The organism is Nocardia sp. NPDC058499, from assembly GCF_042719915.1.
In the GTDB taxonomy this organism is placed as follows: Bacteria; Actinomycetota; Actinomycetes; order Mycobacteriales; family Mycobacteriaceae; genus Nocardia.
In genome coordinates, this window is sequence record NZ_JBHXMZ010000008.1 from 259,890 (window position 1) to 279,589 (window position 19,700).

Here is a 19,700-nt window from a genome sequence, read left to right on the forward strand (position 1 = left end):
AATCGGCGCGCGGCGACGCTCGGCACCAGGGCCATCGAGGTGGCCGCGAATCACGTGAACACCCTTTCGCGAAGCTCGCCGTCCATGAGCACATCGCGGATATACGCGCCGAGATCCATCTCGGGGGGTAATGCGCGGTACGTCAACTCTGTCGATGTTTCGCCGCCGACCGTAACCGCGAAACGAATGGTCCGCCACGCAACCTGCCCCCACTCCACCTGGGCCGACCCGTCGAGCACAAGGCTGCGATCACCGACGCGCAGCCCCAGCCGCCCGTCATGTCCGCGGTAGAACACGACAGGCACTCCACCGAGCTCGCCGTACACCCCGCTCCGGTAACCCGCTAGACCGTGGCCGGCACGCAAAGCCCCGGTTTCCGGATCGAATTCGGCCGGTACACCCGGCCCGGAGAACGGCCGCACAACCAAAGCTGCACTGTCGGCGGCCCCGCCGGGGTGACCGCTTCCGCCGTGTCCCCTTCCGTTCGGACCGAGACGGTCCTGCCGGCGTCCCGGCTGCTGCGCCCCGGAGCCGGGCGGCACCGGTGGAGGGAAGACTGGTGGTGGAAGCATGCTCCCACCGGCGCCCTCTGGGACCGGCGATCGATGCGATCCAGGCCCGGGGGCGCCGGGACTGTCCGGCGGCCACGACGGCCCCGGGAACCTGTTCGCCGGCGGATCCGCGGCGGCACCGGGCGGCGCGGCGGGGTAGGGCGATAGCGGCTCCGGATATCCGTGAGGTGGGGTGTCCGGGGGCGGAAGAGCCGGGGTACCGGGCGCATCGAGCCGCCCGGCCAAGGGCGCCTCAGGTTGCGGAGGATGCTGCGGCACCGGAGGCATGGGCTGTGGCCGGCCAGGCTGCTCCGGCACCGGAGACTGCGGTGAAACAGGCGGTACCGGCGGCCCTGAAGGAACAGGTGACCCTGGCGGAACCGACGGCACAGGCGGCTCCGGCGGCTGCGGCGGAACCGGCGGCACGGGCGGAACCGGCGGCACAGGCGGCACAGGCGGCTCCGGCGGAACCGGCGGAACCGGCGGAACCGGCGGAACCGGCGGAACCGGCGGAACCGGCGGCACAGGCGGCTGCGGCGGCGCGGGCAGCACAGGCGGCACGGGCGGAACCGGCGGCACAGGCGGCACAGGCGGCTCCGGCGGCTCCGGCGGAACCGGCGGAACCGGCGGCACGGGCGGAACCGGCGGCACAGGCGGCTGCGGCGGCACAGGCGGCTGCGGCGGCGCGGGCAGCACAGGCGGCTCCGGCGGAACCGGCGGCACAGGCGGCTCCGGCGGCTGCGGCGGCACGGGCGGCTCCGGCGGAACCGGCGGCACGGGCGGCTCCGGCGGGACCGGCGGAACCGGCGGCTGCGGCGGGGCAGGCGGCTCCGGCGGGGCAGGCGGCTGCGGTGCCGCAATCGGCGGAACAGGCCACGGTTTCCGTTCGTACCGGTAAGCAGGCGGCATTTCTGCTTCGTAGTCGTGCGGCGGATGCGGAATGTGCGAGCGTAGTGACGAACCCCGCAGCGGTGGCACCGGGCCGTCGACCCCCGGCTCCAGTTCGGAGCCGTTGTCCGGCGGTGGGGTATCACCGCGGTCGCTCCGCGCGGCCGGCTCACCTGCGGACCCGGATTCGCCGAGGTCCGGCGGCGGCTCCGCATGGGTTTCCGAGTCCGCTTGCGGGTTCTCCTCGCCGCCGCGAGCAGGGTCGGCGGACAGATCGATCACGCGTCGCGCCGCACGTTCGAACCGCTCGACGCGTTCGTGCCAACGCTGCTGCTCGTCGACCGGCAGTGTCCGATCCAGCAGATATTCGACTTCTCGATCCACCGCCTCGTGGCTGGTCGGCGCCGCGTCACGCAGTGGCAGTCCGTGTGCCGCCGCGGTCCGCTCGTCCCGGGCTGCTGCGGCCTCGGCACGTTCCTCGACCCGCCCTTCCAGGCCGGCCCGCTCGATCAATTCCGCGACCGCCGCGATATCGGCGGACCGTTGCACGACCTCGGCGCGTAGTTCCGCCTGGATGCGAGCGAGCCGGCCGGGAGTCAGTCGTTCGTCTTTATCCAGTTTGCCGTCACGGTATTTCTCGTAGACCTCGTTCCAGCGGCTCAGTTGCGCACGGACGTCCGCCAGTTCGGGATCGTCGTCACCGATCTCGCCGCGGCGGTGGCGGGCCAGAACGTCGTCCCAGCGATTCAGGTCGGCGATGGGTAGTTCGACTCCGATGGTGCGGGCGAAGTCACTGTCGGCCCCACGTTCGGCAGAGGGCGGCAGGGCTGTGCCCATGTCGAGTACGCCGAGGTTCTCCGGGGCACCGGCCAGCGCGCCGATATCGGCGATGAGATCCAGCAGATGGCGCACCGCTTTGTCGTGTATCGGGAGTTCGCTGACTCCCACCCGCGGGTCGGCGGCGTCCGCGCCGTGGATGCGGCGGTCGAAGATATCGATGTCGCCCAATGCGCCGAGGTATTCGGTGAGTGCCGCGGCCAGCCGTTCGTTGTCACCTTGTCGTGGTGCCAAGTTGCGTATCGTTTCGCCGAGCTGGTCGACCGTGTGTACCTGCACTGTCCCGACGAGTGCGTCGAGGCGGCGCAGCAGCCGCGCTGTCGCGGTATCGACCGCGGCCGGATCCAGCGCGGCGAGCTCTTTCGCGTATCCGATGAGGTCGTCGATCTGCTGGCTACGGCGGGCGGCCGGGGTATCGGGATGGGCGAGGGTTTCGGCAACCTGCCGTGCCGTCACCGGTCCCGTCGATTCCGGAGCGATCCGGTGGAGCAGGTTTTCGCGGGCCTGCTCGATATCGTGGTAGGTGTCGATATCCCAGGCGGTCCGGGCGTAGTCGATGATCGATTCGATACGCGCGGCGCGGATCTCGTTTTCGGCGCGCAGGATATCGAGTTTCGTGTCGAGCTTTTGCGGATCGGCCAGCTCCTCTGCCGACAGGCCCAGACGACGCGCCGATTCTGCTGCCGCAGCAGTATTCTCCGGATCGGCCGGAAGTTCGGGGCGGGCCGCGCGGTCCGGAATGCCTGCGGCTGTGGCGGTTTCGTCCGGAATCAGCCGCCAGCCCGAGCCGTCGTCGATCACGGTGACTTCCAGTTGCCGGCCCTCGACCACACCGGCGAAATGCCGGACCCGTGGTGTCCCCGCGTCGACGACGGTGATCCGCTCCGGTCCGGCACCACCTTCGGGCAGGGACTGTCCGGGGCGTATATCGATGATCTTGTACGCCACTTCCACCGTGCCGTCGCCCACCGCAGACGCGAGATCCGGATAGCGCGCCAACGCGCCGGCAAGTATCCGATCGTGTTCCAGCCGAGCGTCGAACACCACCAACCGCATAGGCCCGTCCGCAGCGGATCCGGGTACCAGAGCGAGACCGGCCGGTTCATCGAGCATTGCGCCGCCCTGCGCCAGGACCCACTCCTGTGCGGCCATATCGCCGATCAGTCCGGTCAGCTCGGCTGTTTCGGCGTCGGCCCGCAGGAATTCGCCGGCGCGTTCGGCGAATTCCGTGAGTTTCTCGGCGGCCGCCTGGATACGGGCCAGCTCGGCGGTCAACGTGGCGGCCAGATTGTCGGCGTCGAGCCTGTCCAGGTCGATATCCCCGAGGATCTGCGCCCAGACGGCCCGCTCGTCCCTGATCTGGTCTCTGCGCAACGCCCGTTCCAGGAAGCTGCGGCGCCCGTCGTCGCGACCCGGCTGATCGGAGTCGTAGAGATCGCCCCACTCGCGGCTCGGTTCACCGCCGTTGTTGACTCCACGCCAGTCGAGGAGCCGCGGATCACCGCCCTGGGCGACGACGACCTCGCGCAGGAACCGGCCCAGCGGGTCGGTATCGAAGAAGGACACACTGTCGCTGTACGGGATATCGGCGTGCTCCGCGTTGTACCGCCGGGCCGCTTCGGCCAGGCCGGTCAGCGCACCGATCCGCCGGGCCTGCTGATATACCAGGTGGTCACGGAGCAGGCGCACAGCGTCCGCCGTCGGTGCTCCGAGTTCGGCGCCCAGATCCTGTGCAGCGGCCCGCAGCTCATCGAGCAGGCTGTCCCGCTGAGCCACCGTATCGGACAGTTCGGCAATCCATTCGCCGATTTCCCCGGCACTGCGTGGGAGCCGATCGGCTTGTCGGTCGGGCTCCGGCCGGTCTGTACCGGCCTCGATCGGTACCGCCCGCTCACCGCCGTCCCCTGCCTCGATCGCGGCCTGCCGCCGCAGATCATCGAGTTCGACACCGAGTTCGGCCCGCACGAGATCCGGATCGGCCTCGTCGAGCCAGTACCGGTATTGCTCACCGTCCTCGGTCGGTGGCGGATCGTATTCGCCACTGCGGTCGGCGACCCGTGAGGTCAGCCGACGCAGTAACGGAAGGACCTCTCGCCTGCGGAACAGCTCGACGGCCTCTTTGACGATCCGTACGGGGTTGAACTTGGTACCGAGAACCTCGTACTCGTCGCCCGGCGCAGGCGAGGGGTCCTTTTCCTGCCGCAGCGGCACACCCGCCATATCGCTGAGCATCGATTGACCGGCACTGTCGATACCGGAACCCGACGGGTACTTCGGCGTCTGTCCCAGGAAGGCGGTATCGCGCAACCACTCCCAGACCCGCCGCAACAGTGACCTCGGCCCCGGCGCGGGGCCGGGCTCCGCTCCCGGTACCGGCGCCGGCAACTGTTCGGCTTCCTCGACACGCCAGGATCCGTCCTCGGCGGCGACCAGTCGCGCCCCGATACGTTCCCCCTCGATCTCGACGGAATATCGGCGGGTATCGCCGGGTGCCGCCGCGGTCACTGCCTCGCCCGCCCGGCCGGCTGCGTGAGCCGCATCCGCGAGCGCAGCGATATCGCCGGCCATCCGGTGCGTGCGAGCGCGCGCTTCGGCCGCCACAGTGTCCGGATCCCGGGACAGTGCCGCCGGATCGATCCCGAGTCGCCGGGCCCAGGCAGCGCGGGCCGACTCGAGCTGGGACCGCGCGCCGGGATCGGGTTCGGCGAGTACCCGCTGATTCGCCGCGGCCAATGCCTCGACCGCCGCCGCCCGCAGCAGAACGCGATAGCGCAACTCCGATATGGTCGCGCCCAGGTTCTCCGGTGTCAGTGCGGCAGCGTCCAGCCCGAAAGCACGGGCGAGCACCGCGACCGTCTCCTGAGCGGATTCCACCCGCGGCATCGCCTGCGCCGGCTCCGGTGCACCGGCGGCGGGATACTCCGGCGCCCCCTCGGACGGGGGTCGCATCGACTCGCCGTCCCTCGCCTCGGCCCCGATGAGGGGAACCGCCTCTTCCGCGGGCAGTGCGTTGCGCGCAGGCTCTTCTACCGGCAGCCCGGCACGCCGAAGTTCCTCGCGGATCTCTCGAGCGGTTTCGGGGTCGGCCTCGTTGTGCCAGTACTCCTCGTCGCCGTACCGCTCGGTCGCGGTGAGCTCGGCGAAATCGGCGGGGTAACGCATCCGTGGAGCGTTTTCCACATCATCGAGAAAGCCGCGCGCGCGGGCGATTTCGGCCAGTTCGGCGAGCGCGGCAGCGGGATCTCGCAATTCACCGAACACCGCTTCGAGCCCGAGCGCGGCAGCGAAGCGGCGCATCCGCTCGACATCGTCGCCTGTGGGCGTTCGCGCATCGAGTTGAGCGGGCCGGTCTGCCTCGGCACGCAGGAATGCCGCGAGATCACGCAGCGGATCGCCGGTGAAAGGACCGCTGTCGCCGGGTTGATCCGCGGGCCGGGGCGGTCCGCCCGGTGGTGGCCCGTCCGATCCCGCACCGCTACCTGACTGCTCCCCCTCCTCCGGCGGGCTCTGGACGCCCTGTGCCGGGGCCGGCTCATGAGCGGGCGCTTCATCGGTTCGGGGCGGCGCCTGGGCGCCGGACGATGCGGGCGGACGTTGCGGCGGCGTACCGGGGCCGTGTGGTGACCCATCGGGGTCTTCCGGTGGCGCCGGCGGTTGTGGTGTGTCCGGCGGGGTCTCGCCGTCCCCGGGACCCAACATCCGGTGCAACCATTCGGCACGCTCCGCAGCCATCCGCGCGGACCATTCCGCCAGCTCGGCCCGCTGACCCGCGGCCCAATTCTCCGGATCGGCGTCCGCCAGGCGGCGTAGCTGCGTGGCCCGCCACTCCGCCCGCCACGCGGCTCGATCCGCGTGCACGCGGCGCAGCCAATCGACCCGTTCCCGCTCCATCTTCGCCAGCCATTGCGCCTGTTCGGCATGGAACCGGAGCAGATTGTCGCCCGGATGTGCGGCCGCCATTTCCCGGTACCAGTCGGCATGGTCGGCCGCCATCCGGGCCGCCCATTCGGCTTGCTCCAGCTCCATCCGGTCGAACCAAGCCGCGTCCGGGCCGTCCGGATCGTCCAGATCGCCGACGGGACGCGACTCGGGCCGCTCGCTGCCCAGCGCGGATTCGTCGCCTGCGGTCCCGGGAGGTCTTTCGGGCTCTTCCGGGTCCGGTGACAAAGGCGGTCCGGCGGGTCCTGGCGGATCCGGTGGTGTGCCGTCACCTGCCGAGCCCACGGCGGGGGGCGGCCCCGGGGTGGAGTCCGGACCGTCCGGCGAACGCGGCGGCGCCGGCCCCGGCTCCGGTGGAAGCAGCGGTTGCTGTTGCACCGGTTCCGGGGCGTAGGGCCGGCCGGCACGCCAATCGGTCAGCGGCGGACGGTCTGCGTCCCAGTGATAACCGAGCCGGATCGCATGGGCGTTGGCTTGTTTCCAGGTGGCCAGCGGATGGTCGGTCAGGTACTGGGCTTCGATCAACGCATCGCGCAGCAGCACGAAATCCTGCGGTACCGGCACACCCGCCTGCAGCCGGTTCCATGCCTCCGCGACATCGGCGAGCTGATCCATCGGCCGCATCACGAAACCCGCTGCGGGGTCGGTGTAGTCCCGGACCCGGTGTTCGTCGCGCATCAGATGGTTCTTTATGCGGAGCAGGTCGTCCCGGGAGAACTCGGGGACCTCGACTCGCATATGCGGGGCCAGGCGGTCGACGATGGCATCGGGGTCGACCGGGCGCACGATCTCGTCCGGATCGGCGCCCGGCACGATCTCGGCGGGATCGACCACACCCAGCAGCATTTCCCGGATCTGCTCGACGGTATCGCGGATCGCGCCGGAGTCCGCGGAAACGAACCGGTCCGCCAGCTCGCCGGCCACCCGGTCGATCGCGGTTTCGATACGCGCCAATTGTGCGGGCACGTCACCGTTCGGATCGATTCCGCCGAGTTCGCGGACCAACCGCTCGCGGACCGTGTCGATGACCTCCCGGGCCGCTGCTTGCTGCTCGGACCGCCGATGCCGATCGAGCCCCTCGGCGATACGGTCGATATCGCTGTCGTCGCTGCGGAAACGGTCGTATTCGCCATCGGCCCATTGCTGGACTTCGCGCCAGGCCTCGATATCGCGCTCCCATCGGCGGCGCAATCCGTCGGGTATCTCGGCGCCGGCCGGCGGCGGCGTGTGGTCGGTCACCTCCCAGCCGCGGTGCAGCGGCTGGACATCGCGTTCCGGTGGCGCGAACCATTCGTAGTCGCGGAAAACGGTTCCGAAGGGCGGCAGTTTCTGCAGCCAGGGGCGCTCCTGCACCCACCGGCCGATCTCGGGATGCCGCTGGATCCAGCTCTTGACCGCCGGGTGTTTCGGCACCAGCGCCGCCATCAGCAGCAAACGCACGATGTTGTAGGAATCGGCACCCCAGTGCTGGGTGAAGATATCCTTCGGATCGACGCCGGAGGTGTCGTACTGTTGCGGCGCCTGCGGGGCGTTGACCGGCAGGGTGCTTTCCGGAATCTTGCCCGCGGGGACCTCATCGGCCGGGAGCGTGATGTCGTTGACGACGTCGGTCATCGCCCACCCGCTGACTCCGTCGGGCGGATCTTTGGGGGTGAACTCATCCGGAGGCGGGTTGTCGTCGCGCCCGGTTCGCCAGCTGGGGCGGCTCGGATCCACGGTGTGCACGGTGCCGTGGCTGTCACGCCAGGTGGTGATATCGAGCCGGCGGCCGGCAACCCAGCCGGTGCTCAAATGCTCCACCTCCGGCGGATCCATTTCCTCCACCCGCCGGTCGCCGGTACGGCCGGCCAGTACTCGCCGGTATTCGACCGTTGTTTCGGGACGCACCATGGCAAGCGCTGCGGCCGGATCGCGGCGCAGCGCGTCGGCCAATGCCGCGTCGTGCTCTCCCCGTGGATCTGCTGGGTCCGGACGCGGGCCGTACACGATGACGCGGGGGGCGTCACCCTCGACCAGGCCCACCCGGTCGGTCACCATCCGGCCACCCTCGGCTTCGGCGAGTGCCCGCCACGCACCCGCGACGCGGGCCATATCGTCCTGTATCCGGCCGATGCGGTTGTGTGCGGCATTCACATCGCGTGCGGCATCCGCCAACCCCTCGAGATCGCGGAGTGTGGCCGCGAGATCGTCCACGGAGAGACGGCCTTCGGTGTGTGCCCGTTCAGCCCGGTCCTGCGCGGCGGCCAGAGTATCGTCCAGCCGGTCCGGAGTCAGCGTCTGCTCCGGGTCCCCCACGTCCAGTCGCCCGGCCAGATCGTCGCGCATGGACCGTCGTGGCTTGATCCGGTGCAATTCGGCGGCGCGATCCCGCGCCAGCCGCTCCAGCTCCGCGACGACATCCTCCGGTTGCGGGCGGCCCAGCCCTTCCGGGGCCCGCTCCATACCCGCGATGCGCTCGTCGATCTCGCGAAGTGTGGCGGCGAGATCGTCGAATCGTTCACTGTCGGCGATCAGCTTCTCCAGCAGCGTCCGCCGGTATTCCTGCTCTCCACCACCGACCGGGTGGCGGTCGCTGCGGGGGGCCTCGTCCAGACCACCCGGGTGATGGACGGTATCGACGCGGGTCTGGACCTCGAGCCCGAGAATCGCTTCCTCGCGCGCATCCGGATCCTGCTCGGCCCAAGTGCTGGGCTCCTCCAGGCCGAGGTTGCGCGCGCGATCGGTGAGTTTCGCGCGCAGGAATTCCCGTTCCCGGGTGAGGGCCTGCCGCTCGTTCAGCAAGCGGTCGTATTCGACGCGGTCGGCGAACAGCCGTGCCTGGTCCTCGGCCCGAACCAGCCGGGGCATGAGTTCGGCGAGGTCGTCCACCCGGCGGCTGTCCGCGGCGTCGAGGTCGCGGCCCGCGAGGTCGCGGATCGTCGCCGCGATCCGGTCCGGCTCCCAGGCGCCCGAGTCCACCTCGACGCGCAGGCCGCGGGCGATTTCGGCTATCCGGCCGGATAGTTCGTCGCGGCGGGCGATGGCATCGGCCAGGGCATCGTCGAGGGGTGCCGTGGAATCGGGTCGCCGCGCACCGGAGCCTGCCTCCGGGCCGCCTTCGCCCGGCGGCTCCGCCCGCGTCTCGGGTTCGGACTCGGTCCTGTCCCGGTCGGGCCCCGATTCGGCCGACGGATCGTCGGGCCTGCTACCGATTCGGGTATCCCGATCGATTCCGCCGATTCGGTCCATCTCGACTCGCGCCCGACCGGGTGGATGCGTGGGATTCAGGTCGAACTCGGCGACCCGTATTGCACCCTTGTCATTGGCGTGCACCAGGTGGTATTCGATCTCGAGGGTGCCATCGCGGTGTGCTGCGAGAAGCTCTTTGCGGGCATCGATGAGTGCCTCGCCTGCAGGGCTTTTCGGATCGATACCGCGAGCCCGCATCTCATCCGGCGTTTCGGTGAGAAGTCGCTGCAGATTCTGATCGAGATTCAGGGTTCTGCGCAGATATTCGGGAGAGCCCTGCTGTGCCCGTTCGATCGCACGGGTCTGTGGGTCGTACACATCCGCTGCTTTGAGCTCCCAGCTCGAACCACCTTTGGCTTCGACCACGATCAGTTTCGGCGGCCGCCCGTTGGTTCCCGGCACCAGGGCCGCGACATCGACTACGTCTCTCCCGTCGAAAGCGCCCTCGAACGGGACGAGCAGGATCGCACCGGGCCGTTCGACGGTATCGACGGCGTACGCGATCGCCGCGGCTTCGCCCATATCCTTCGAGGCCTTGACCAGATCCGGCGTCAGATCGTGGAAATCCGCCGACAGTTGCTGGAGTTCGTCGAGGAAATCCTCCCGCTCCGACCGCTCCTCCGGTGCGCGGCGTTCGGTTTCCGCGAGCATCCGGTCGATCTCGGTCTGGAGCCGGCTCTTCGAGAGATTGATGACGTCGTCAGCGGATTGATATCGATTACCCGGTTTCCCATCGGATCGCTGAGGGATATCGATCCCGTATTGCTGTGCCAGCCTCAGGAACTCTTCCGCATGGTCCCGGACGGCTTCTCGTGCCGTGTTTCGATCGCGGATCACCGCATCACGGGCCTGCAGCGCCTCCTCCCAGGCTTGCCGTCGTTCGGCCGGGGTGTTCGTCTCGTCGATCCGGTGGGGAGTCCACGGTCCTTTGTCCGCTTCGAACTTGTATCCGCTCGTCGTGCTCTGCTGGACATATAACCCGTCCGGGCCGTGCAGGTCGTTGCGCTGGTCCCGGGAGGTGTCCGGCGGGTCACCCGGCCGGTGCATTTTGTGCGGCGGGTCGTCATCGCGGTAGGTGCCCTCCGGATCGCCCGGTACATGGAGCAAACCGTCGGACTCGTCACGGTAGGTGCCCCCGGGGTCACCGGGCTTGTGCAGCAGACCGTCCGCACTCCGGAACGTCTCCGGCGGGTCCCCCTCGGCGTGTAGCTCCCCGTCTTCGCCGGGGAACATCTCATCCGGCGACCGTCGCCCGATCCCGGGACCGGAGTCATCGGCAGGCAACGTCGAGTCGGCGAACGGGTAACGGTGCCCGGTATCCCCCGCCGGCCGCCCGCCGGCAGCCTCCCAGTAACCGTCGGCCTCGTCCCGGTGCCGGTCCGCGCTCGATTCGGCCTGGTCGGCGTGATCACGGTAGGCGGCCGCATCGTCCGTCCGGCCGGTCGCGTCGAGGCTGTCGGCACGTCCGCGGAGATACTCTGCCCGGTTGGTTTCCAATCGGGCATGAATATCCGCTCGTTCGGCACGCGTCCGGGCCGCGAATTCGTCCGGGGTTTCGCGCGGACGATGGCTGTCTCCGTAGTCCTGGTCGCCGGCGTGCAGATAGCGTTCGTTGGTAGGGCGGATACGCACATCGGCCGGGCCCGGGCGAATCGCATTGCCCGCGCCGTCGAACAGGATCGCCGAAACCGATCGGAGGTCGACCGGAGTATCCGGCGGAAAGCCCTTGCGCTGCCCCGCGGCCGGATCCGACACTTCGATCCGGTATTCCCCGGTCTCCGGGTCCATCCGCACCGTGAGCGAATAGGCGTGCGCGCCGACTCCGTGCTCATCCACCGGAGTTGCGTATTCGTCGACGACCAGAGCCCGTGGACCGCGCCCTTCGGCGATATCGGCGGGGTTCATCTGCGCGGCCATCCGCAGCAGTTCGTCGGCCACGCCCTGGTGTCGCGGCAGGTCCTCGCCCACGCCCGGGAAGTCGTACAGTCTCCCGCCGGCGGCCGCTTCCAACTCGGAACGGGTCATACCACCGGGACCGACCGGGTCCCGGGGTGGTCTGATCCGGTCGCTGCCGGTTTCGCTCTGGATCTCTTCGAGCGTCAGACGCGCGCATTCCCCGCGATTACGCGGGTCGGGCGATACGCCGGACTCGTCCGGACTCCGAACCGGATCGTCACGCAGATTGCTTTCGTCGCGGCCGGGTGCACTGCCCTCGTCGCGGGCGGGCGTACGCTGCTCGCCCGCGGATCGCGGGCCACGAGATTCCGCGGGCTGGGATGTGTCACGGGGTCCGGTACCCCGGTCGGCGGTCGTACCGGACGTATCGACTGTGGGCACGGGCACCGGCACGATATTTTCGGGATCGAGCCGGCCGTCGCGATAGCCGACCCGAACCTCGTCTCGAGGCGAGACCTGTTGCGGATCAGCATCTTCGGATCCGGGCGGTCCGGTCTCCGTCCGGCCCGCACGGAGACCACCGTCGGTATCCGGATAGGCCGAACGAGGCGAAAGCCCCGCACGCTCACCCGCACCGGCCCGCGGACGGGTCGCAGCGTCCGTTCCCCCCGGCTGGGTCCGGGGCTCCCCCGTCGTCGGAGCGGCGGTCCTCGTCTCGGCCGGGGCAGCGGAGGAATTCGGCGGAGCCTGTGCTGCCGTACTGGCGCCCGCCGCGGCGGGTGTACCCACGCCGGCCTGGGCCCCGGTCTGCACACCGGCGCCCAATGGCGCTCCCGGCGTAGTCGGGCTCGACACGGGACCCGGCATGTTCACCAGCGGCGTCACGGTGGCCGGATCCGCGCCGGTGCCGGTGGTTTCCGTAGTGCGGTCGCCCGAATCGGACGGCAACTCCTCGGCGCGTGGCGCGACCGGGCTGTCGTCCGCCGGGGCGTCCTGCCGTCCGGCGGCGATACCGGGTTCCTCGGTCTGCTGCGGCCGGCTTTCCGGCTGTTCCGCCGGCAGGCCCGCGCGGGATTCGTCCCCGCCGATCTCGGTACCGGTGGATTCTCGGGCCCCGCTGGGAGTTTCGGCCGCCGGCCGGGCCGGCTGCGATGTCTCCGCGGTCCGGTCACCCGCGGCCGGAACGTCGCCGTCTCCACCGGTTTCCGATGTCCTGACAGGCCCGGACCCGCCGGAATCGTTGCTCTCGGCAGAGGCTCGGTCACCTGCGCTGTTGTGCGCCTCGGGTCCCGGTGCCGAGGATCCATCGGCAACCGGGGCAGAATCGCCGCGAGGTCCGGCAGCAGCCGCTGTCGTCGATCGCCCATCCGACGCCCCGGCTCCGCCGGAAGTCCGCGCCGCTTCCGAACTCCCCCCGGCTCCGTCCCCGGCGCCGGGCACCCCCGCGCCCGGTGGGAGACCACCGATTCCCGGCCCCGGACCGGTGACCACGTCGTTGAACTGAGACATGAACGACTGATGATCCGGGTTGAACATGCCGATCCCGAGGGAACTGTAGGCATGGTTCGCACCGAATTTGCCCAGTCCGGTGAGCATCCCGTTGGAGGCCCCGGCACTGAACATCAGCGGACTGAACTGACCGGGTAGCGAGGAGTAGGCCTGACTCGCGGCCTCCCCCCAGCTCACCGCGTTCTCCCCCGTGGCACTTGCCACGATCTGTGCGGGAATCGCGGCTCCCAGCCCCGCGACGGCACCGACAAGGCCCGCGCCGGCCCCGGTGATTCCCGCTTTGAGGTACTGCTGGGGCATGGTCAGCGGCAGCGGGACGCCGCCTGCGTCCACGCCCCCCAGCATGTTGTCCAGGCGGCGGCCGAGCATATCCGCGAACGGCCCGGCAGCGGCACCGCCCGCGGCCGAACTCACCGCGGTGACCGCCACCTGATCCCAGTTGATCTCCTCCCGGTGCCCGGCATCCACCTGGTACTGCTGGATGGCCAGTTCCTGCATCGTGCCTATGATCGTGTCGATCGCGACATGCCGCAGCAGGAAGTTCACGACCCGGTTGGCGATCAGCTTGGTCAGGGCCCGGGCGATGGCCTGAACCACCCGCTGTCCGAGAATCCGGACGGCCACCCTGGTCAAGGCAATCGCTGCCCCCTGCACCAGTGGCGCGGTGGGCGGCCAGATCATTGCCGCCGCGAGTTCCGCCGCCAGCAAGGCCAGCGACGAAATGTACATCAGCTTGGTGTATTCGATCTCGGTGCCGGTGTTGTAGGCGGAATCACCGATGTTCTGAAAATATTCGGCCAATTTGGGCAGGGATTGATCCTTATCGGACCCGTCGCCCGAGATCAGGCTGTCGAAAGCCTTGATCATTTCTTCGACGCCGTCACCCTGCGGATACGCCTCCATCGACGCGTTCTTCGCATCGATGATGTCGGGGACGATATCTTCGAGCGCGGCGGCAGCCGTACGCCAATCCTCGCCCAGCCCCCACATTTCGTCTTCGTTTCCGGTGGGCCACTCCACGCCGGCGATGAGGGAAAGACTCTGCGCCCATCCCGGCAGGTCGATCATCTCGAATTACCCTGCTCACCAGCTGGAATCGGTGACCGAGCCACCCCGTCCACGCGACTGTGGGCCTGCGGTATCCGGCGCCGCACTACCGTCGGAAATCGTCGGGGTATCAAGGTTGTTCGGCCGTGTGAGGGGGGCCTCCACCGGACCCGGAATCTCGACTCCCGCCAGACCTTCGACGAGGTCGGACAGTTTCGGCATCCCGGCGCGTTGGCTGTCCAGCGGGGCCATCAGACCGGCCGTCTCCCGGGCCACCTCGGTGCAGGCCCGCTGCGCCGCCTCGATCACCGCTTTGGCGATCTCGGAGTAGGTCAATTCGTCGATATCCGAGGAGAATTTGACGTCGATCACCTTGTTGTCGGCGTTCACGGTGACCTTGACCTTCTTACCGCGGGCACTCGCGGTGGCGGTGAGTTCGGCGCGTCGCTGCTGGAGGTCGGCAATGGTGCGCATCTGTTCCTGCACGCCGTCCAGAATCGCCGCGAGATCGGCCTTGGCTCGTTCGTTGGTCATCGTCGCCTCCGCGCCCCTACCGTCGTTCGATCAGCGGAGGCCGTCGCGATTGCCGTCTTCCATATCGCGCAACAGATCAGCGCTCTCGACCTGACCGTCGTGGAAACTGTCGAATGTCCCCGCCACGTTTTCCGCGCCTTCGATCAAATTATCTCGGGCAGTGGTATATCCGGGGTTTCCGTTCTGGCCGTTGGCGAAGGTATCACCGAGCGAATCGGTGCCCCAGGGTGCCCCGCGGGATGCGATGGAGGTTTGCAGGGTATCGACTACCCCTTGGATCTTGTCCCGCACAGCACCGGTTTTCGCCGCGGCGCCCCGGAAGGCGTCTTCGTCGTACTCGACATTCTGTCCCTCGCCCATGGCGTCCACTCCTCCCGGTGGGCGCGGTTCCTCCGCACCACGAGTGTATTCGGTCCGACGATGGCAGTCGAGAACGAACGAGACATGACGTCGAGATTAACGGCCTGCGATCGGCACCCGGCATGATCGATGGCGTGCGCGCACTACTGCAACGAGTGACATCGGCTCGGGTATCGGTCGGCGGCGAGGTCGTCGCTCGCATCGACCCGGCCGAAGACAATCTGCCCCACGGAATTGTCGCACTGGTCGGTGTGACACACGCCGATACCGAGGACACGGCCCGCGCATTGGCCGAAAAGACCTGGCGCCTGCGCATTCTCGATCGCGAACGCAGCGCCGCCGACCTGGGCGCGCCGATCCTGGTCGTCAGCCAGTTCACCCTGTATGCCGACACCCGCAAGGGCCGGCGCCCCTCCTGGTCCGCGGCGGCCCCGGGACCGGTGGCCGAACCGCTGGTGGATACCTTCGCGGAAGCTCTGCGCGGTCTCGGCGCACCGGTTACCCAGGGGCGCTTCGGGGCGGATATGCAGGTGGAACTCACCAACGACGGCCCGGTGACGGTCATGCTGGAGCTCTGATTCCGGGCCATATGTATCGCAACTACCGAATCGATGAGAAGACGGTCTGTCACGCCGCACCGGCGCCGTGACAGACCAATTTCTCAACGGCCGGGCGGAGTCCCGTAGCCCCCGGATTGCGGGTTCTGCGGGTACGGTTGCGGCGGAACGCCGCCGTACTGCTGTGGCACACTGCCATACTGCTGCGGCACACTGCCGTATTGCTGCGGCGGAACGCCACCAGGCTGCTGCGGTATTCCACCCGGCTGCCCCATCGGGACCCCGTAGGGCGCGGGCGGCGCACCGTACGGCTGAGAAGATCCGGCCTGCTGCGCGAACCCGCCGGGCGGTGCCGGCGGGTGGACATCCTGCGGCCTCGGCGCCGCCGACTGCTGCAGCTGCCGTGCTTTCCACCAGGCGATGACGGCGATCGCCACGATCACCAGAACGATGAAGGTGATCACCCAGCCCCAGTGGATATCACCCCCGTCCCCGCCACCGCCACCGCGGCTGCGAGCCAACAGCTCGCCGCCCGTGGCGAGAACGCTGCCGTCCGCGGGCGCGGATAATCCGGTGAGCAGATTTGCGTAGAGCACGAAAAACACCCCGATCTGTTTCGTACGTCTCCTCCAGACGCACGGGGCCCCACGCTAGTGCGCCCGCGCCGCTCCCGCGCACACGACATTTACCGCGGAACGGACATTTCCGACGGCACGCACCGGCACACCGAAAACCACGCGGTGGATGCACCGGCAGCTGCGACTACGTGGCAGATCCCGATGGCGCCGCTGAGTTGCGGTACCTGGATTCCGTAGATCGGCCGATCGACCCCGACTGCCGCGGAATACCTCCTGTGCCGCTCTGCGCCAACCGAATCCGGCTGCCGACCGAACGCCACGCGATGCGATCGGCCGATCCGCCGGCACCGGCCCCTGTTCCTACTCGGAGTCGGATGGGCGCAGAGTCAGGATCCGGGGGCCGTCCTCGGTCACCGCGACCGTGTGCTCCCAGTGCGCGGCACGCGAACCGTCGGTGGTCACCACGGTCCAGTCGTCGTCGAGCACCTTCGTATCCGATGTGCCCAGGGTCAGCATCGGTTCGATCGCGAGCACCGAACCGACCACCAGCCGCGGCCCCTTACCCGGCTGCCCCTCGTTCGGCAGGAACGGGTCGAGATGCATTTCGCGGCCGATACCGTGCCCGCCGTAACCGTCGACGATTCCGTAGGACCGGCCGTGTTCGGCTTCCGCGGCCCGCGTCCCCAGCTCGATCGCATGCGAGATATCGGTGAGCCGGTTCTCCGGCACCATGGCCGCGATCCCCGCGACCATCGACTTCTCGGTGGCCTCGCTCAGCATCCGATCGGCTTCCGATACCTCGCCGACACCGAACGTCCAGGCCGAATCACCGTGCCAGCCGTCGAGGATCGCGCCGCAATCGATGGAGACCAGATCGCCCGGCGCCAGCACTTCCGCCTCGCCCGGGATACCGTGCACCACCCGATCGTTCACCGACGCACAGATCGACGCCGGGAAGCCGTGGTAGCCCTTGAAAGACGGGACCGCACCGGCATCCCGGATCACCTGTTCGGCGACCCGGTCCAGTTCGAGCGTGGAGACCCCGGGCGCGGCGGCGGCGCGGACCGCCACCAGCGCGCGGCCCACGATCGCGCCGGCCGCCGCCATGGCGTCGAGCTCACCCGCGGTGCGGAAGGGTACGACCTTCTTGTTCTTACGACCGAAGACCACGACTCTCCCTCGTCGAAGGATCGGCTCCCCACCCGGAAACCGAGCTAACCGGTCGTGGCATTACGGCCCAGTGCCTCCAGGGCGCGCGCGTTGACCTCGTCGACCTCACCGATACCGTCCACCGAGACGACCAGGCCGTCGTAGTACTTCAGCAGCGGTTCGGTCTCGTCGCGGTAGACACGCAGCCGGGTCCGGATGGTTTCCTCGTTGTCGTCGGAGCGACCCCGCGAAAGCATCCGCTCGACCACGGTGTCCTCGGACACCACGAAGCACAGCACCGCGTCGAGCCCGCTACCCAGTTCATCGAGGATCTTCGCCAGCGCATCGGCCTGGTCGACCGTGCGCGGGTATCCGTCGAGGACGAAACCCCGCGCCGCATCGGGTTCGCCGACCCGGGACCGGACCATCCGGTTGGTCACGTCACTGGGCACCAGTTCGCCGGCGTCCATATAGCGCTGGGCCTCGAGGCCCAGCGGTGTCTGCTCGCTGATATTCGCGCGGAAGAGGTCCCCGGTGGAGATATGCGGTACGCCCAGCTTTTCCGATAGCAGCACGGCTTGAGTGCCCTTGCCCGCTCCCGGCGGCCCGAGTAGTACGACTCTCACTTGAGGAACCCTTCGTAATTGCGATTCATGAGTTGGCTTTCGATCTGCTTCACGGTGTCCAGGCCGACACTCACCATGATGAGTACGGCGGTACCACCGAACGGCAGATTCTGTACCCCGCCGGACGAGGAGCCCATATCGAGGAACACGTTCGGCAGGACGGCGACCAGGCCGAGATAGATGGAGCCGGGCAGGGTGATGCGGCTCAGCACATAGGTGAGATGGTCGGCCGTCGGCTTACCGGGGCGGTAGCCCGGGATGAAGCCGCCGAACTTCTTCATTTCGTCTGCGCGTTCCTCCGGGTTGAAGGTGATCGCGACGTAGAAGTAGGTGAAGAAGACAATAAGGCCGAAGTAGATCGCGATGTACACCGGGTTGCTGGGATTCACCAGGTACTTCTGGATGATCTCCTGCCACCAGCTGGGGTCCTCGGCGGTGTTGGACCCGGTGAGCTGGGCGATCAGGTTCGGCAGATACAGCAGCGAGGACGCGAAGATGACCGGGATGACACCGGCCTGGTTCACCTTCAGCGGCAGATAGGTCGACGAACCGCCGTACATCTTCCGGCCCACCACGCGCTTCGCGTACTGGACCGGAATCCGGCGCTGACCCTGCTCGACGAAGATGACCGCCACGATGATGGCGAACGCAGCCACACACACCAGCGCGAACACGATATTGCCGCGGCTGTCGAGAATGTTCTTGCCCTCGGTGGGGATACGGGCGGCGATACCCGCGAAGATCAGCAGCGACATACCGTTGCCGACACCACGTTCGGTGATCTGCTCGCCGAACCACATCACCAGGGCGGCGCCCGCGGTCATCACCAGAACGATGATGATCATGCCGAAGATGCTGGTGTCGGCGAGAATATCTTGCTGACAGCCCTGGAGCAGCTGTCCGCGCGCGGCCAGCGCGACGAGACCCGTGGCCTGCAGAACCGCCAGCGCGATCGACAGATAGCGGGTGTACTGCGTCATCTTGGTCTGGCCGGCCTGGCCTTCTTTGCGCAGTTCCTCGAACCGTGGGATGACCACGGTGAGCAGCTGGACGATGATGCTCGCTGTGATGTACGGCATGATGCCGATCGCGAACACCGACAGCTGGAGTAGCGCACCACCCGAGAAAAGGTTGATGAGCTGGTAGATCCCGGCGGATTCACCACCGGAAACCAGGTCGATACACTCCTGGACCGCCCTGTAGTCGACGCCCGGCGAGGGCAGCGCGGCACCGGCGCGGTACAGCGCGACCAGCCCCAGCGTGAAGAGAATCTTCCGCCGCAAGTCCGAGGTCCGGAAGGCCGTAACGAAGGCGGAAAGCACAGATCCTCCTGGCGAACGACATGGTCAGGCCATGGAAATTTCAGCGTGTCCCGACTCGGAAATCGCCGAACCCATGACGGGTCTTGGCAGAACCACTTGAACTCTAACAGTGACGCCGGACGAGCCTGCACTCGTCCGGCGCCGCTGCATTGAATAGCGGCTTCGCTACCCCTACGTGGTCACGCAAGCTACCGCCTCCGGGGCCGACGCGAAGCCGCGCGTCGAATGGCGAACGTCAGCCCAGTTCGGTGGCGGTACCACCGGCGGCGGAAATCTTCTCCTTGGCGGAGCCGGAGAACTTGTCCGCACTGACCTGCACGGCGACGGAGATCTCTCCCTCACCGAGCACCTTCACCAGCTGGTTCTTGCGCACTGCGCCCTTGGCGACCAGCTCGTCCTTGCCGACGGTGCCGCCCTCGGGGAACAGCTCGGCAATGGCACCCACATTCACAACCTGGTACTCCACCCGGAACGGGTTGGTGAAGCCGCGCAGCTTCGGCAACCGCATCTGGAGCGGCATCTGCCCACCCTCGAATGCGACAGGCACGTTCTTGCGCGCCTTGGTGCCCTTGGTACCGCGGCCGGCGGTCTTGCCCTTGGAGCCCTCACCGCGACCCACCCGGGTCTTATCGGTCTTGGAGCCCGGGGCCGGGCGCAGATGATGCAGTTTGATGGTCAT

The 19,700-nt window shown here is 68.3% G+C and carries 9 protein-coding genes; 1 reads left to right on the plus strand and 8 read right to left on the minus strand.

Annotated elements, in window-relative coordinates; all coding sequences use genetic code 11:
• Positions 1–50 precede the first annotated feature (50 nt).
• Genes ACFWPH_RS24400 through ACFWPH_RS24410 form a run of 3 tightly spaced genes read right to left on the minus strand, consistent with a single transcriptional unit; the run spans position 51 to position 14,789 of the window.
• Positions 51–13,916 (minus strand): hypothetical protein, encoded by a 13,866-nt coding sequence (locus ACFWPH_RS24400; RefSeq protein ID WP_378754434.1) that lies wholly within the window; start codon positions 13,914–13,916, stop codon positions 51–53.
• 15 nt (positions 13,917–13,931) lie between these two features.
• Complete coding sequence (locus tag ACFWPH_RS24405; RefSeq protein ID WP_378754435.1) at positions 13,932–14,429, minus strand: YbaB/EbfC family nucleoid-associated protein; 498 nt, start codon at positions 14,427–14,429, stop codon at positions 13,932–13,934.
• A 30-nt stretch (positions 14,430–14,459) separates the two neighbouring features.
• Positions 14,460–14,789: a hypothetical protein gene (locus tag ACFWPH_RS24410; RefSeq protein WP_378754436.1), complete on the minus strand. Its 330-nt coding sequence runs from the start codon at positions 14,787–14,789 to the stop codon at positions 14,460–14,462.
• Between the two features lie 134 nt (positions 14,790–14,923).
• Here ACFWPH_RS24410 and dtd point away from each other — a divergent pair, with 134 nt between their 5' ends.
• Positions 14,924–15,367, plus strand: coding sequence for a D-aminoacyl-tRNA deacylase (gene dtd / locus ACFWPH_RS24415; RefSeq protein ID WP_378754437.1), 444 nt, complete (start codon positions 14,924–14,926; stop codon positions 15,365–15,367).
• 83 nt (positions 15,368–15,450) lie between these two features.
• Here dtd and ACFWPH_RS24420 read toward each other — a convergent pair whose 3' ends face one another.
• The 5 genes from ACFWPH_RS24420 to rplO all read right to left on the minus strand — a co-directional run bounded on the left by ACFWPH_RS24420 (position 15,451) and on the right by rplO (position 19,700).
• Positions 15,451–15,942, minus strand: a complete 492-nt coding sequence (locus ACFWPH_RS24420; protein ID WP_378754438.1) for a hypothetical protein — start codon at positions 15,940–15,942, stop codon at positions 15,451–15,453.
• A gap of 342 nt (positions 15,943–16,284) precedes the next feature.
• Positions 16,285–17,094, minus strand: a complete 810-nt coding sequence (gene map, locus ACFWPH_RS24425) for a type I methionyl aminopeptidase (RefSeq protein WP_378754439.1) — start codon at positions 17,092–17,094, stop codon at positions 16,285–16,287.
• 44 nt (positions 17,095–17,138) lie between these two features.
• Positions 17,139–17,699 carry an adenylate kinase gene (locus tag ACFWPH_RS24430; RefSeq protein WP_062977151.1) on the minus strand — a complete coding sequence of 187 codons (561 nt, stop codon included), beginning with the start codon at positions 17,697–17,699 and terminating at the stop codon, positions 17,139–17,141.
• Positions 17,696–19,021, minus strand: coding sequence for a preprotein translocase subunit SecY (gene secY, locus ACFWPH_RS24435; protein WP_378754440.1), 1,326 nt, complete (start codon positions 19,019–19,021; stop codon positions 17,696–17,698). The genes ACFWPH_RS24430 and secY overlap by 4 nt, the downstream gene beginning before the upstream one ends.
• 235 nt (positions 19,022–19,256) lie before the next feature.
• Positions 19,257–19,700: a 50S ribosomal protein L15 gene (gene rplO, locus ACFWPH_RS24440; RefSeq protein WP_378754441.1), complete on the minus strand. Its 444-nt coding sequence runs from the start codon at positions 19,698–19,700 to the stop codon at positions 19,257–19,259.